The sequence below is a fragment of the Natronosalvus halobius genome, assembly GCF_024138145.1.
Lineage (GTDB): Archaea > Halobacteriota > Halobacteria > Halobacteriales > Natrialbaceae > Natronosalvus > Natronosalvus halobius.
This window is the reverse complement of sequence record NZ_CP099997.1, coordinates 2,128,106-2,140,939: the sequence shown is the minus strand read 5'-3', so window position 1 is coordinate 2,140,939 and position 12,834 is coordinate 2,128,106. Positions and strand designations below refer to the sequence as shown.

General features: G+C 65.1%; 12 protein-coding genes and 1 pseudogene. 6 read left to right on the top strand and 7 right to left on the bottom strand.

Annotated features, from left to right (window positions below):
- Positions 1 to 147: 147 nt before the first annotated feature.
- Entirely contained in the window at positions 148 to 651 is a 504-nt protein-coding gene (gene trpY, locus NGM15_RS10515; protein ID WP_253430533.1) for a TrpY family transcription regulator, read from the bottom strand.
- Positions 652 to 838: 187 nt separating this feature from the next.
- Between trpY and NGM15_RS10510 the strand changes: the two genes are divergently transcribed.
- Positions 839 to 1,915, top strand: coding sequence for an N-acetylmuramoyl-L-alanine amidase (locus NGM15_RS10510; protein WP_253430530.1), 1,077 nt, complete (start codon positions 839 to 841; stop codon positions 1,913 to 1,915).
- Positions 1,916 to 1,945: 30 nt separating this feature from the next.
- Here the strand turns inward: NGM15_RS10510 and NGM15_RS10505 are convergent, their stop codons facing one another.
- A complete protein-coding gene (locus NGM15_RS10505) occupies positions 1,946 to 2,317 on the bottom strand; it encodes a DUF5518 domain-containing protein (RefSeq protein ID WP_253430527.1) in 372 nt (123 codons plus the stop codon).
- Positions 2,318 to 2,488: 171 nt separating this feature from the next.
- Here NGM15_RS10505 and NGM15_RS10500 point away from each other — a divergent pair, with 171 nt between their 5' ends.
- Positions 2,489 to 3,457 (top strand): NOG1 family protein, encoded by a 969-nt coding sequence (locus NGM15_RS10500; protein ID WP_253430525.1) that lies wholly within the window; start codon positions 2,489 to 2,491, stop codon positions 3,455 to 3,457.
- A 149-nt stretch (positions 3,458 to 3,606) separates the two neighbouring features.
- Here the strand turns inward: NGM15_RS10500 and NGM15_RS10495 are convergent.
- Both NGM15_RS10495 and arlG read right to left on the bottom strand, forming a co-directional pair.
- A pseudogene (locus NGM15_RS10495) lies at positions 3,607 to 4,890 on the bottom strand (TIGR00341 family protein); the annotation flags it as partial.
- Positions 4,891 to 4,968: 78 nt separating this feature from the next.
- Positions 4,969 to 5,736: an archaellum stator protein ArlG gene (gene arlG / locus NGM15_RS10490; protein ID WP_253430522.1), complete on the bottom strand. Its 768-nt coding sequence runs from the start codon at positions 5,734 to 5,736 to the stop codon at positions 4,969 to 4,971.
- 239 nt (positions 5,737 to 5,975) lie between these two features.
- Between arlG and NGM15_RS10485 the strand changes: the two genes are divergently transcribed.
- From NGM15_RS10485 to NGM15_RS10470, 4 genes are all read left to right on the top strand, one after another.
- Positions 5,976 to 6,701: an EthD domain-containing protein gene (locus NGM15_RS10485; protein ID WP_253430519.1), complete on the top strand. Its 726-nt coding sequence runs from the start codon at positions 5,976 to 5,978 to the stop codon at positions 6,699 to 6,701.
- 3 nt (positions 6,702 to 6,704) lie between these two features.
- Complete coding sequence (locus tag NGM15_RS10480) at positions 6,705 to 7,328, top strand: HD domain-containing protein (protein ID WP_253430516.1); 624 nt, start codon at positions 6,705 to 6,707, stop codon at positions 7,326 to 7,328.
- 172 nt (positions 7,329 to 7,500) lie between these two features.
- Positions 7,501 to 8,784: an MFS transporter gene (locus tag NGM15_RS10475; protein WP_253438034.1), complete on the top strand. Its 1,284-nt coding sequence runs from the start codon at positions 7,501 to 7,503 to the stop codon at positions 8,782 to 8,784.
- Between the two features lie 591 nt (positions 8,785 to 9,375).
- Positions 9,376 to 10,842 carry a sulfatase family protein gene (locus NGM15_RS10470; RefSeq protein ID WP_253430514.1) on the top strand — a complete coding sequence of 489 codons (1,467 nt, stop codon included), beginning with the start codon at positions 9,376 to 9,378 and terminating at the stop codon, positions 10,840 to 10,842.
- A gap of 52 nt (positions 10,843 to 10,894) precedes the next feature.
- Here NGM15_RS10470 and NGM15_RS10465 read toward each other — a convergent pair whose 3' ends face one another.
- The 3 genes from NGM15_RS10465 to sp36 are packed head-to-tail and all read right to left on the bottom strand — an operon-like array spanning position 10,895 to position 12,753.
- Positions 10,895 to 11,485 carry a diacylglycerol/polyprenol kinase family protein gene (locus tag NGM15_RS10465; RefSeq protein ID WP_253438031.1) on the bottom strand — a complete coding sequence of 197 codons (591 nt, stop codon included), beginning with the start codon at positions 11,483 to 11,485 and terminating at the stop codon, positions 10,895 to 10,897.
- A gap of 58 nt (positions 11,486 to 11,543) precedes the next feature.
- Positions 11,544 to 12,554, bottom strand: a complete 1,011-nt coding sequence (locus tag NGM15_RS10460) for a DUF7972 family membrane protein (protein WP_253430512.1) — start codon at positions 12,552 to 12,554, stop codon at positions 11,544 to 11,546.
- Positions 12,547 to 12,753, bottom strand: a complete 207-nt coding sequence (gene sp36 / locus NGM15_RS10455; RefSeq protein ID WP_253430509.1) for a Sp36 family protein — start codon at positions 12,751 to 12,753, stop codon at positions 12,547 to 12,549. Before sp36 ends, NGM15_RS10460 begins: the two co-directional genes overlap by 8 nt.
- Between the last annotated feature and the right edge of the window lie 81 nt (positions 12,754 to 12,834).

Below are 12,834 nucleotides of genomic sequence, written 5' to 3'. Positions count from 1 at the left end.
CGAGTGCAGCGGTGAATAACGAACGGTTTCCGATTCGCTGGCCTGTCTTTACTATACTTTTTGTATTGTATAAGCATCCCTTCTATAGCAATATCGGCACACAGAAACGACGACTCGAGGCGGTCCGGAACTCGACGGATCGAAGGACTACTGCAACTCGATCGAGCGCACGAACGACAGCGCGCGGATGTCGGTGATGACCTCGCCCGGCAGGTCCTCGTCGGTAACGAGGTGGAGGCGGGGTTCGTCGGTGAACTCCGGATCCTCGCTAATCGTCTGGCGGATCGAAATGCCGTGGTCGGCCAGGATCCTCGTCACCGAGGCGACGATCCCTTCCTGTTCGGCGTCAGCGACCTCGACCGAGAGCACCGTCAGGTCCAGGACGGGCGCCAGATCCATCAGGCTCGGTACCTGCGAGATGTTCTGGAAGATCCGTCGCAACTCGGGGTCCTCCAGGATGACGTCCGTCGTCGAGTCGACGACGCGCCGGTCGACGTCGATTTCGCGAGCGATGCCCGTGTTGGGGATCTCGATTCCGCCCGAGACGACCCGGCCCTCGTCGTTGACCGAGAAGCCTCGTTCCAGGAGGAGGCGGATGACCGCCTGCTGGCTCGGCGACCCCTCGAATTTCTCCATGATCTCGTCGAACATGCGTTTTCGCTGGCGGACAGTACGTGCGCCGTCGTATAATGGTAGGTGATCGTCAGCGGGAGCGTCCTCGTGCGTCGATAGCGTCTCCCCAAGCCCCGGCAGGCACTCGATACCGGACGTGTGCCCAAAATTCCTATACCTGACTAAACAAAAATTATTTATTTCATTATCTTATATGCTAGACAGTATGGATGCAAACAGGCGAACACTCCTGAAAGCGGCTGGCCTCTCGGTCGGCGGCGCGGCATCGCTTGCAGCGACCAGCACGTCGGCACTCGCGGCCGAGGAACCGGTCGATCGCTGGGTCGCGGCGGACTCGAGCAACTACTCGTGGGCAGACCGCGGTGTCGACGACATCAACTGGATCGTCGTGCATACGACGGTCGGGTCGTACTCGGGCGCGATCAGCTGGTTCCAGAACCCCGATGCGAACGTCTCCGCCCACTACGTGATCCGCAACTCGGACGGCCACACGACGAAGATGGTCGACGAGTCGAACGTCGCCTGGCACGCCAGCGGCTTCAACTCGAGCGCGATCGGTATCGAACACGAGTGGACCGAATCACAGGGGTACATCTCGGACACGATGTACCAGCGCTCGGCGGCCCTCATCGACTACCTGGCGGACACCTACGACATCCCGAGAAACTACTACACGTCGATGTCGGCGCCGTGCAACGCGAGCGGCGGAATCATCGAACACCGCCACGCGCCGACCAATAGTTACTGCTCGAGTTCGAACGCGACGGCCTGTCCAGGACCCGACTGGTCGGGATCGCGGCTGATGGACTTCGTGGGCGACGGCGGCGGTGGTGGCGGCGGAGGTGTCAAATTCGAGATGGACCAGGCCGTCCACACCACGGCCAACCTCAACGCCCGCGAACAGCCCGGTACCGACTCGACCATCGTCGCGACGATGCCCGAGGGGTCTGCCGGCCGGGTCATCAACGGGCCGGAGTCCGCCGACGGCTACACCTGGTGGGGGCTGCACTTCCACGCGGAGAACGTCTGGGCCTGGTGTGCTGAACCCTGGCTCGAGGCCTGCCCCACGTTCTGTCACGGGACGCGCGTCGAGTCGACGACGGATCTGAACGTCCGTTCCGGGCCGAGCGTCTCCAACGGCGTTCGCTCGACGGTTCCCGGGGGAACCCGCGGTGTCGTCACCCAGGGGCCACAGACCGGCGACGGCTACCAGTGGTGGCACATCGAGTGGAACGACGGCTCCGTCGGCTGGTCGGTCGTCGATTACCTGCAGACGGCCTGAAGCGACCCGGGTGGGGATCCGGAAGCCGCCTCAGGGATTGAGCACGGCCCCGAGTGCCCCCGCGACGGCGCTTTCGAGCGCCATGACGATGGCGAGGACGAGGGCGACGAGGAATATCCCCACGCCAGCGGCGCTCGAGATGGCGGCGCCGACGGGACCGAGCGCGAAGCCCGCGACGGCGACGACGAGCGCCAGGATTACACCGGCGATGATGCCCCCGAGCGAGCCAGCGAGCAGGCCGTGCCAGAACCCGGAGCCGAGGCCGCCGCCGGCGAGGTAGCCTGCGACGAACCCGCCGACGAGTCCCGCGGTCAGCTGGCCGAGGCCGGGGGCGACGACGCCGAAGACGCTCAGAACGACAATCGTGAGGAAGCCGATTCCGGCTGCATGCCAGTCGGTCATACCGGGAGGAAGGGGCTCGAGGCGCATATATCGTCCGCCGGAACCGACTGTTCGGTCCGGAACTCGAGGCCCGCGGCGATTGCGGCAGAGCGAATCGCTCGAGACCGCACCGCTCGCGAGCGACCGCCGCGTATCGAACGACCTTTTAAGCTCCCAGGGGCTAGTATGGGTATGATTTTCGAAGACCTTCCGACCACGCCCACGTCGGAAGAGCTGATCGACAAGGCGTTCTCCCGGGCCTCACGGGCCGGTCGGGCCCAGAAGGGACTCGACGCCCAGCAGTCGATGCTCCAGACGGCGGCGAACATCCTCTCGGACAACCTCGAGAACGTCGTCACCTCCTGGCCTGACTTCGAGTACGACGTCCACCCGTTCTACGAGGAACTGGCCGACGCCATCGTCGACGTCGACCGCCTCCGCCAGAGCCTCTCGGAGGTGATGTGGGCCAGCCGAAAGACCCGCGAGATCCACCAGGAGTACCAGCCGAGGCTGCGCAAGACTGACGTCGACACGGCCAGGAAGTACCGCAAGCAAGCGTTCGCCCGCCTGGCGGACATCGTCGAGCAGGTCGACGACGAACTGCGCTACATCAACGACTCGCGCAACGACCTACGGGACCTGCCCGAGATCAACCCGGAGGAGCCGACCATCGTCGTCGCCGGCTACCCCAACGTCGGCAAGTCCTCGTTCGTCAACGCCGTCACCAACGCCCGCGGCGAGACGGCTTCCTACCCGTTCACGACGAGGGGTATCGGCCTGGGTCACTTCACCAGCGATCACATCCGCCACCAGATCGTCGACACGCCGGGGCTGCTCGACCGGCCGCCACAGGAGCGAAACGAGATCGAGTCCCAGGCCGTCAGCGCCCTCGAGCATCTGGGCGACTGCGTCCTCGTCTTCGTCGACGCCAGCGAGGCGTGTGGCTACCCGATCGCAGACCAACTCGAGTTGCGCGACGCCATCGCCGAGCAGTTCGCGGACCTGCCGGTGTTCACCGTCTGTAACAAGGCCGACCGCTCACGCGACGTCGAGGCCGACTTCTACATGAGCGTCGAGACCGGCGAAAACGTCGACGCGGTGCTCGAGGCCGCCGTCGACGCCATCGGGTACGAGCCGGAGTTGCCGTCTCGAGATCGCTGATCGACTCCCACTTCTCGGGTCCTCTCTCGCGTCCACTCGTGCACCTCGAGCGACGTCGGTTGCTGAAGCGACGTCGTCCCGTCTTCACCGGCACCCGCCCCGTCGCCGTCGGTCGTCTCCTCGTCACTGTCGTTTTCCGGACCGAGGGAAATGACGTCGACGTAGCGGACGGTGACCGCGACGGGGTCGTCGGTCTGTGCCGAGATGCGTTCCTCGAGGTCGGTCGCGATGCCGATCGGGGCGTCCTGGGGCGGGCCACCAATGGTGACGATCACCCGTTCGGGCCCGCGGAAGGGGAAGTCGTCGGTGAGTTCGATATCGAGGGCGATGAGTTCGTAAGCCGCGTACTGCTCTTGCTCGAGCAGTTCCTGGGTTTCGGTCCGAGCGTCGTCCTCGAAGGTAGCGGTCGTAAAGTTCGAGTAGGTGATCCCACCCAGGAACGTCGAGAACACCAGGACGACGACGATCAGGCCGACGACCTGTTTGCGAACGCGACGTTCGGCGAGGCCGCGATCGAAGAGTCGTTCAGGTCGGTAGCCGGCGTACCAGAGCGTGAGGAGTCCGGCGAGGTTCACCGAGAGGACGTTCACGAGGACGAGGACGGTCGATCCGACGGCGGCCATCGGTTCGCCCCAGGCGATGGCAATGCCGGCCGCGGCGGCCGGCGGGATAAGGGCGGCGGCGATCATGACCCCGACGAGAGCGACAGAGATGCCCGTCGTGATGCTCACCACGCCGGCGACACCGGCCCCGAGCGCGACGGCCAGCGAGAGCAGGTCTGGGGTGAGGCGCTCTTCAATCTCGCCGACGCCGCTGATGGCGAGCCCCGGCGGCACGATGTTCCCCAGCCTGACGAGCCAGGCGAAGACCGCCGCCGCGACGATCGCCAGGACGACTCCGAGAAGCTGGTACTTGACGCTCGTGGCGAGCAACTCCTCGTCGTTGATCACGGAGCCGACGCTCGCGCCCAGGGCGGGCCCGATCAGCGGCGCGATCACCATCGAGCCGACGACCACGGCCGCCGAGTCGAGGAGGAGTCCTGCCGTGGCGACGACGGTGCTGACGACCGTCATCACGACGAACACGTCGAGCGGCGGCGTCAGTTCGGTGGCCTCGGTCCGCAATTCCTGTCTCGAGATGCGCTCGGACTCGACGTCCCCGCCGTTGTTCTCGTCCTGGAGCGCATCGAACTCCTCGGAGATGACCGTCTCGGCGTCGACGACGACCGTGTAGGCGTCCTCACCGATGCCGCGGGCGCGCAGCGTATCGAGCGTCGACTCGACCATCCCCGTCGGCAGCGGAATGTAGACGAGCGCCTCGTGGCCGCGGCCGCTGGTCTCGTCCGTGACGACGTAGGGGAGTTCGTCCTCGTCAAGGGCCTTGCGGACGGCCTCGAGTTTTCCCTCTGGAACCGATAGCTGGACGAGTCGCACAGGTAACGCTCAACGGCCGGTCGAATAACCGCTTTGCAAGCAGGTGGCAGTCACGAACGCCGTGATTGGCGAAGATCGTCACCCCTCGGACTCGATCCGGACGACCAGCGTCTGCGTATCCCAGCCCGCGTCGACGGTCACCAGCACCGATTCAGAGACGCTGATCTCGTTGGCCAGCGGGCTAAAGTCGAGTACGGTGGCGTTCTCGCCGCCTGCGTCCGTCGTCCCCGTGGTGCGTTCGAGCGTCACGTTTTCATCCGCGGAGTCGTTCAGCGAGTAGGTCACGTCGACGCCTTCCTCGACGGGATCGGTTCCCATCGTCAGCGTCAGGGTCTCCTCGCTGGCGTTGACGGTACACTCGTCGGCCGAACACGTCGCGGGTGGCTGGCTGTCGAGCCAGAAGACGACGCGGTGGGCAAACTCGAGCGTCGCCCACGCCTCGTCGAGGGAGACGGCGACGCGGTGATCGCCCCGCTCGAGCGGGCGGTCGATCGTCACTTCGAGGACCGTCCCCTCGCGCCAGCGGTCGCCGTCGACGACTCTGGTTTCGGGTGCGGTGACGTACTCGCCATCGAGGACGACCTCCAGGTCGCTCGGCTCGAGGGTCTTTCCGCCGACGTTCTTGACGTACACCGTGGTCGTTCCGTTCCCGTCGTAGGTCGCGCCCGACTCGGGATCGTTGACGATCGTCAGTTCGGTCTCCAGGACGGCGCGCTCGCGGTCACTCTCGTCTTCGAGGGCGTCCGCGTAGAGGCCGGATTCGGTGACGAGCACGCCGACGGCGAGGGTGGCGACGCTCACGACCGCGATGAAGAGGACGAGGTGGACGAGGGCGGTACGGGCCATGATCTCGGGACCGTGCCGGGGCTGGTCGCCGCGGCGTTCGCTCGAGAAGCCGAGCGCGACGGGGTTAATCCTACCGGCCGGTCTCGAGCCTCGTTTTCGTCGATCGGACGACCGCGGGAGCGCCCGGTCGCCGACCCCCGACCTCCGGCCGCGCCACGCCCGACCCCACCCGCGGGAGCGCCGAACCCTGACCGCGGTTCCTCACCTTTTTTGAGCGAACGCGCCGTCTCTCGAGACGTATGTACAAACACGTCGCGTTGCTGGTCCGGAGAGACGACCTCAGCCACGAGGAGTTCGTCGACTACTGGCAGAACGAGCACACGCCCATCGCCCGCGACATCGAGGGCGTCGTCCGCTACCAGACCGTGCTCCCCACCGAACCCGAGCACGCCGAGTTCGACGGCCTCGCCGAACTCTACTTCGAGACGCTCGAGGACCTCCACGACGCGCTCGGTAGCTCCGGCTCCCGGGACTACGACCCGACGAAGGAGGTCGCCGCCGAGGCCCGTGCGGACGTAGACAACTTCCTCGACCTCGAGGGTCGCCCCCGATTCATCGGCGAGGAAATCGTCCAGAAAGACGAGACCGACGGGGACACGACGGGCCTGTACAAGCACTCGGCGTTCCTCGTCCGCCAGGAGGGCATGACCCACGAGGAGTTCGTCGACCACTGGCAGAACGAACATACGCCGATCGCCCGCGAGATTGAGGGGGTCGCCCGCTACGCGACCGTCCTCCCCGCCGATCCCGAGAACGCGGAGTTCGACGGCATTGCTGAACTCTACTTCGAGGACCTCGAGGCGCTCTACGACGCCCTCGGGAGCGAGGGCTCGCGCGACTACGATCCCGACCGCGGCAAGGCGAAGGAGGCCCGCGAGGATGTGGACAACTTCCTCGCCATCGAGGAGCGCCCGCGCTTCATCGGTCAGGAGACGCTGCAGGTCGACCGGACGGACGGAGACTGACGGATGAGCGACCTCGACTCGGAGTCCGGCGAGGGCTCCGAATCCGACTACGAGAGCCAGGTCCGCGAGGCCTTCCCCGAACTCGAGGCCATCGCGGACGACGACCTCCGCGAGCAGGTGATCGAGGCGTGGACGCTAGCGCTCGAGCGCGGGGGCTGGCAGGATATCCACGACGTTCCCTACGCCTGGAACATCCACGAGGTCGACAACGTCGAGCACGTCCGCGGGACGACGAAAGTCGCCCTCGAGTCCGCTGAGATCCAGCGCGAGTTCCACGGCGCCGACCCCGACGAGGACGTCCTGGTCGCGGCCTGTCTGCTCCACGACGTGGGCAAGTGCTACGAGTACGTCGACTTCGTGGACGACGATCTGGTCGACCCCGATCCGACCTACTGCAGTGAGGAGATTCCCCACTCGATCTCGGGGTATGCGCTGGCCCACGAGGTGGGCTGTCCGCTCGCGGTTCAGCGGGCGATCCCGCACTTCCTCGGGGAGGTGCCGACCCGGACGCTCGAGGCGGAACTGGTCAAGAGCGCCAACTCGGCGAGTTCGAACGCGATTACCCAGGCGACGATGGGGATTACGCTGAAGGAGTGGGTGGCGGAGTACTCCCAGACGACGAAGTAGGGAATCGGTGCTCGAGTCGGCGCCGTCGGTTCCTGTCACGGTGACGGCAGCTGTCGGACGAACGCGCAGGCGAATGAGCATCTACATCTACTGCCAGCCGAACGCGCAGTCGGACCAGCGCCCGCTGCCGGAACCGATGCGTACTCGTGGCTGGCCCCTCGACCTCGAGGCGATGGCTCGAGTCGGGGCGGCGCTGTCGAGATCCTCGCTGGCGGGGCTCGCCCGCTACGACGCGCTCGTCCTGACCGCCCTGATCTGGTTTCTCGCGAAGTTCCTCCGGTACGCCTTCCCGCCGCTGTTCGACGCCTTCCAGGCGAGCTATGGCGTCTCGAACGCCGTCCTCGGCACCGCGTTCACTGGCTTCATGCTCGTCTACGCCGCCATGCAGTTCCCTTCGGGCGTGCTCGCCGACCGAATCGGCGCCGTGACGGTGATCGTCGGTGGCGTCGTCCTCGCTTCCTTCGGGGCGCTCGTCCTGGTTGTCGATTCTCCCTTCGTCGTGCTCGTGGGCGCGATGCTCGTCATGGGGGCTGGCACCGGTGCACACAAGACCGTCGCCGTCCGCTTGCTGTCGCGAACCTACCCGGAGCGGACGGGCCGCGCGCTGGGGTTTCTCGACACGCTCGGCACCTATGCGGGCGTCGTCGCCCCGACTGCGGTCGTCCTCGTCGCGGGACTGTCCCTCGCGGTCCCCGGCTGGCGGCTCCTCTTTCTCGTCGCTGGCGCGCTCGGACTCGTCCTGGGAGCGCTCTTTCTCGTTCGGGTGCCCAAACGATTGCCGGGCGCTGCTCGAGGCGTCGACTCGCGTTCCGGCGAGTCCCAGGCGGACGGCTCGAGTTCACCGTCTGACCCCGGCCTCCGCCGATACGCGAGCCTGTTTCGCGACCGTCGATTCGCCGCGTTCGTCCTCGCGACGATCTGCTTCTCGTTCACCTACAACGGCCTGGTCGCGTTCGCGCCGCTGTACCTGACGAACGAGGCCGGCCTCGAGTCGGCTACGGCGAACCTCCTCTACGGTGCCCTGTTCGCCGTCAGCGTCGTCCAGCTCGCGAGCGGCGAACTCAGCGACCGGGTCGGCACGTTGCCGGTGATCGTCGCCGCGCTGGCGCTGGCTACGGCTGCCACGGTCGCGTTCGTGGTCCTCACGGGAAGCGGATCCGCGCTGGCACTGGGCGTTGCGCTCGTCGGAATCGGCCTGGGATCCCACGGATTCCGGCCCGTCCGCGGAGCCTACCTCGTCCAGACCATTCCCGACTCTATCGCTGGCGGCAGTCTCGGCGTCGTCCGGACCCTGTTGATGGGCGCGGGTGCGGTCGCCCCTGCCGTCGTCGGCGTCCTCTCGGAAACGGCTGGCTTCCGACCGGCGTTCTGGCTCCTCGCGGGGACCGTCGCCGTCGCGACGCTCGTCTGTGCCGGCTTGCTCGTGACCGCCTCTGGTGAAACTTTCAACCGTTGATAGGAATTGCGTGCTGCATATAGAGGATAAGTGCAGCACAACAATCACGTTTGTTTCACGACGAGATCTATGAACCATCCGCTCACTACACGTGCTTATTGAATGCGAGACAACTAATCAGGAATGTAACATCGGGCGGTGTGCTAAATCACGAACGGTTTTTGGAACCCTCTCCCGAATCGTCCTCATATCCCTGCCGAAACCATTTCAATAGGTATTTCGACGCAAGTCCGAGGAAGGCGAGCAGGAGCAAAGCGGGGATGAGGAATACTTCAAGGCCGCCGGGGATTGACATACCATATCAACTACTTCACATATTGAATATCTTCTGGGGGTGACTGACTCCAGTCGATATTCAGCACGTCGTTTATGACAGTGATTGGAGAGACGAAGTGCTTGCTCGAAAACCGCACCACCTGTACTGACCGACCATCACCTTCACAAACTGTGCCAAATCTCGTGCAACATTCGCGCTTTGTATTCAGCACGACTGCTTGAACTCATCATCACTCGAGGATTTCTATACTGCCTCGTGACCGAGTAACCGAGTGACCGACCAGGCTTTTCCCTCCACTCGATGTACCGAACCCGATGACCGACTCGCCCTCGAACCCGAACGTCCTGTTCGTCCTCACCGACCAGGAACGGTACGACTGTACGACACCCGACGGCCCGCCGGTCGAGACGCCAACGTTCGACCGCCTCTCGAGTGAGGGCGTCCGGTTCACCCACGCCGTAACGCCGATCAGCATCTGCACGAGCGCCCGCGCGTCTCTGCTGACGGGGCTGTTTCCCCACGCCCACGGCATGCTCAACAACTCCCACGAGGCGGACGCGATCCAGCCGAACCTCTCGCCCGAGTTGCCGACCTTCTCGGAGCTGCTCGCCCAGAGCGGATACGACCTGACCTACACCGGCAAGTGGCACGTCGGACGCGACCAGACGCCCGAGGACTTCGGCTTCGAGTACCTGGGTGGCAGCGACGTCCACCACGACGACATCGACGATGCGTACCAGGAGTACCGCGAGCGCCGCGGCACCCCCATCGAGGAGACCGACCTCCAGGACGAGATTCACACCGCGGGTGGGTCCGAATCCGGCACTCTCGTCGCGGCGAAGACGCCAGTCGACGTCGAGGACACGCGGGCGTACTTCCTCGCCGAGCGGACGATCGAGGCGCTCGAGGCGCACGCCGACGGCCGAGATGAGTCCGCAGGTGACGACAGGTCTCCGTTCTTCCACCGCGCCGACTTCTACGGCCCACACCACCCCTACGTCGTCCCCGAACCCTACGCCTCGATGTACGACCCCGAGGACCTCGAACCCTGGGACACCTACGCCGAGACCTACGCGGGCAAACCGGCGGTCCACGAACAGTTTCTGCGCTATCGGGGCGTCCAGGACTTCGGCTGGGACACCTGGGCCGAGGCCGTCGCGAAGTACTTCGGCTTCGTGACGCTCATCGACCACCAGATGGGACGGATCCTCGAGGCGCTCGAGGAACTCGGCCTCGCCGAGGAGACGGTCGTGGTCCACGCCTCCGACCACGGCGACTTCACGGGCTCACACCGTCAGTTCAACAAGGGGCCGCTGATGTACGACGAGACCTACCACATTCCGCTGCAGATTCGCTGGTCGGGCGTCACCGACCCCGGTACGACTCGCGACGAGCCGGTTCACCTCCACGACCTGGCGGCGACGTTTCTCGAGATTGGCGGCCTCGAGGTACCTGAATCGTTCCACTCCCGGAGTCTCGTCCCGTTGCTCGCGGGCGAGAACCCGGCGTGGCCCGACTCGACGTTCTCCCAGTACCACGGCGAGGAGTTCGGCCTCTACACCCAGCGGATGGTCCGCACGCGCGGGCACAAGTTCGTCTACAACGGCCCCGATCGGAACGAACTGTACGATCTCGAGGCCGACCCCGCCGAACTGCAGAACCTCGTGGACCACCCGGCCTACGCCGACGTCCGGGACGCGATGGCCGATCGACTCGTGGACTGGATGGAGCGCACCGAGGATCCAAACCGCAAATGGGTGCCGGATACGTTTCGCTGGTAACGACGCTCGCGACGGGTAGCGGTCGGTACAACGGTCGGCGATACCCGCCGTCTCAGGCTGGCACAATCGCGAGCGCTACGGAGCCGAGGACGGCCGCGTACAACGGAATCGTCAGGTTGTCGTCGACGACGAACTCGCGGACACGAATGGTGATGCCGTCGGCGATCGTTGCCCCGAGGGCAGCGGCCACGGCGACCAGCGGCGTCTCGAGGAAGAACGGCAGTGCCAGGAGCGTGCTGACGACGAACATCGTGACGAGCGTCTTGCGGTCCTTGAATCGGGTGAGGGTGTCCGCGGAGACGTAGCCCGCGATTGGGTCGCCGATGGCGAGCATCAACATCGCCGGTAGGGCGATGTCCTCGGGGAAGAGGAGGACGACGATTGTCATGCTCACCATGTAGTAGCCGTAGCCCGCGAACTGGTTCTGCTCGTACTCGCGAGTGAGTTTCTCGTAGAGCCACCACTCGAGACCCACGTACAAGCGAAGGACCTCGAGGACGACAGCACCGAGTGCGAGAACCACCATCAGGACCTGAAACCGGGGCCAGGTTAGCCCCAGCTCGAGGGCGTCCGCGAGAAGATAGAGCGCGACGAGTCCCGACCCGCTGGCGTGGACGAGCCGTCGCTTGAGTTCATCGGCCATCCCGTGGGTGCTCATTGGCCGGCGTATTCAGTTCGTCGGTTACGACATCGATAATCGGTCACCGCTGGGAGTCACGGAGGATCAGCGGCCCGATGGCGAGCGTCCGCTTGGCCACCGTCGTGACGCGGAGGATGTACGCCAGCAAGAGGAAGAACGGGACGAGCGTAAGCGTGAACGCGACGGCGACGAGCCAGAGCAGGTTCTGTACGCCCAGGGTCGTTCCGACGACCGTCGTCGCGTCGACAAACGTCAGCATCATACCGCTGACGAGCAACGCCGGGACGCTCGCGTAGAGGATCAGCCGCGAGAGGTTGATCAGTTCCCACTGAAAGTACAGTGTCTTGACGTGCTCGCGAGCGGGGCCGAACATCGCGAGCGACTGTCGGAGGTCCTGGAGGGCGGTACGCTGGCTCTCGTCGAGCACATCTGCATACTCGTCTTCGAGGCGCTCGGTCTGGAAGACCTTCCAGCCGTAGTTGAAATCGAGAGCGGCGTGAACGACGTCGAACGTGCCGAAGCGGGCCCCATCGAGTTTGTCGGTGACGGTGTCTGCGTTGCCGAGAATGCTGTCGACGAACTCCTCGAGTTCGCCCCTGGCCGTCTCGTTCGACAGATCCTCGGTGGCCTCCTCGAGTGCGGTCGCCCGTTCGCGCGTCGCGACGACGAGCGCCCGGAGGAACGCCGACGGGTCGGCGGGCGCGGGGTGGCCGGTCAGTTCGGCGACGTAGCCACGGACGTCCATCGTCGCACTCATGCGCTGTCGCTGCTCGCCGAGGGGCCCGTTCTCCTGGGAGACGATTAGCTGGCCGATGGTCACCACCAGGGTGGCGGTGGTGATGACCGCCGTGAGCATCGAGGTGAACAGCCCTTCGATGACGGCCCGGTCTTGCATGATCGTCGAGAGTCCCGGCTCGAGTATCGTCCCGAGCGAGAACAGGGCGAAAAACGCGGCCGTCAGGACCGCGGTGACGACGAGTCGGTTGGCGCCGACGAGCAGCCAGAGTTTGAGCCGACTCTCGTCGGCGCGTTCGCGCATCGTGTCGGCGGTGCTGACCTGGTCGTCAGTCATCGTCGTCACCGGAGCGTCGCCGCTTGAAGACGAGGTACTTCGTGCCGCCCTCGGTGTAATCGATCGTGTCGACGAACTCCCACCCTTTCTGTCCGAACTCGTTGAGCAGGTCTTTCGGATCGGCGGCTTCGCGCATGGTGACCTCTCGAGGCGGCCTGACCGTCTCGTACTCCCACGTCGCGTTCGAATCCGTCACCATGCCAGGAATATCGACGAATTCGAACAAAACGGTTGGCCTTGCGCCCGGTATCTTCCGGTTTCGTCGTCCGCCGTAGGTTCC

What these genes read in the sequence shown, in the direction of transcription:
- trpY (WP_253430533.1), bottom strand. Translation starts at nt 651, where the DNA reads ATGTTCGACGAGATCATGGAGAAATTCGAGGGGTCGCCGAGCCAGCAG.
- NGM15_RS10510 (WP_253430530.1), top strand. Translation starts at nt 839, where the DNA reads ATGGATGCAAACAGGCGAACACTCCTGAAAGCGGCTGGCCTCTCGGTC.
- NGM15_RS10505 (WP_253430527.1), bottom strand. Translation starts at nt 2,317, where the DNA reads ATGACCGACTGGCATGCAGCCGGAATCGGCTTCCTCACGATTGTCGTT.
- NGM15_RS10500 (WP_253430525.1), top strand. Translation starts at nt 2,489, where the DNA reads ATGATTTTCGAAGACCTTCCGACCACGCCCACGTCGGAAGAGCTGATC.
- arlG (WP_253430522.1), bottom strand. Translation starts at nt 5,736, where the DNA reads ATGGCCCGTACCGCCCTCGTCCACCTCGTCCTCTTCATCGCGGTCGTG.
- NGM15_RS10485 (WP_253430519.1), top strand. Translation starts at nt 5,976, where the DNA reads ATGTACAAACACGTCGCGTTGCTGGTCCGGAGAGACGACCTCAGCCAC.
- NGM15_RS10480 (WP_253430516.1), top strand. Translation starts at nt 6,705, where the DNA reads ATGAGCGACCTCGACTCGGAGTCCGGCGAGGGCTCCGAATCCGACTAC.
- NGM15_RS10475 (WP_253438034.1), top strand. Translation starts at nt 7,501, where the DNA reads ATGGCTCGAGTCGGGGCGGCGCTGTCGAGATCCTCGCTGGCGGGGCTC.
- NGM15_RS10470 (WP_253430514.1), top strand. Translation starts at nt 9,376, where the DNA reads ATGACCGACTCGCCCTCGAACCCGAACGTCCTGTTCGTCCTCACCGAC.
- NGM15_RS10465 (WP_253438031.1), bottom strand. Translation starts at nt 11,485, where the DNA reads ATGGCCGATGAACTCAAGCGACGGCTCGTCCACGCCAGCGGGTCGGGA.
- NGM15_RS10460 (WP_253430512.1), bottom strand. Translation starts at nt 12,554, where the DNA reads ATGACTGACGACCAGGTCAGCACCGCCGACACGATGCGCGAACGCGCC.
- sp36 (WP_253430509.1), bottom strand. Translation starts at nt 12,753, where the DNA reads ATGGTGACGGATTCGAACGCGACGTGGGAGTACGAGACGGTCAGGCCG.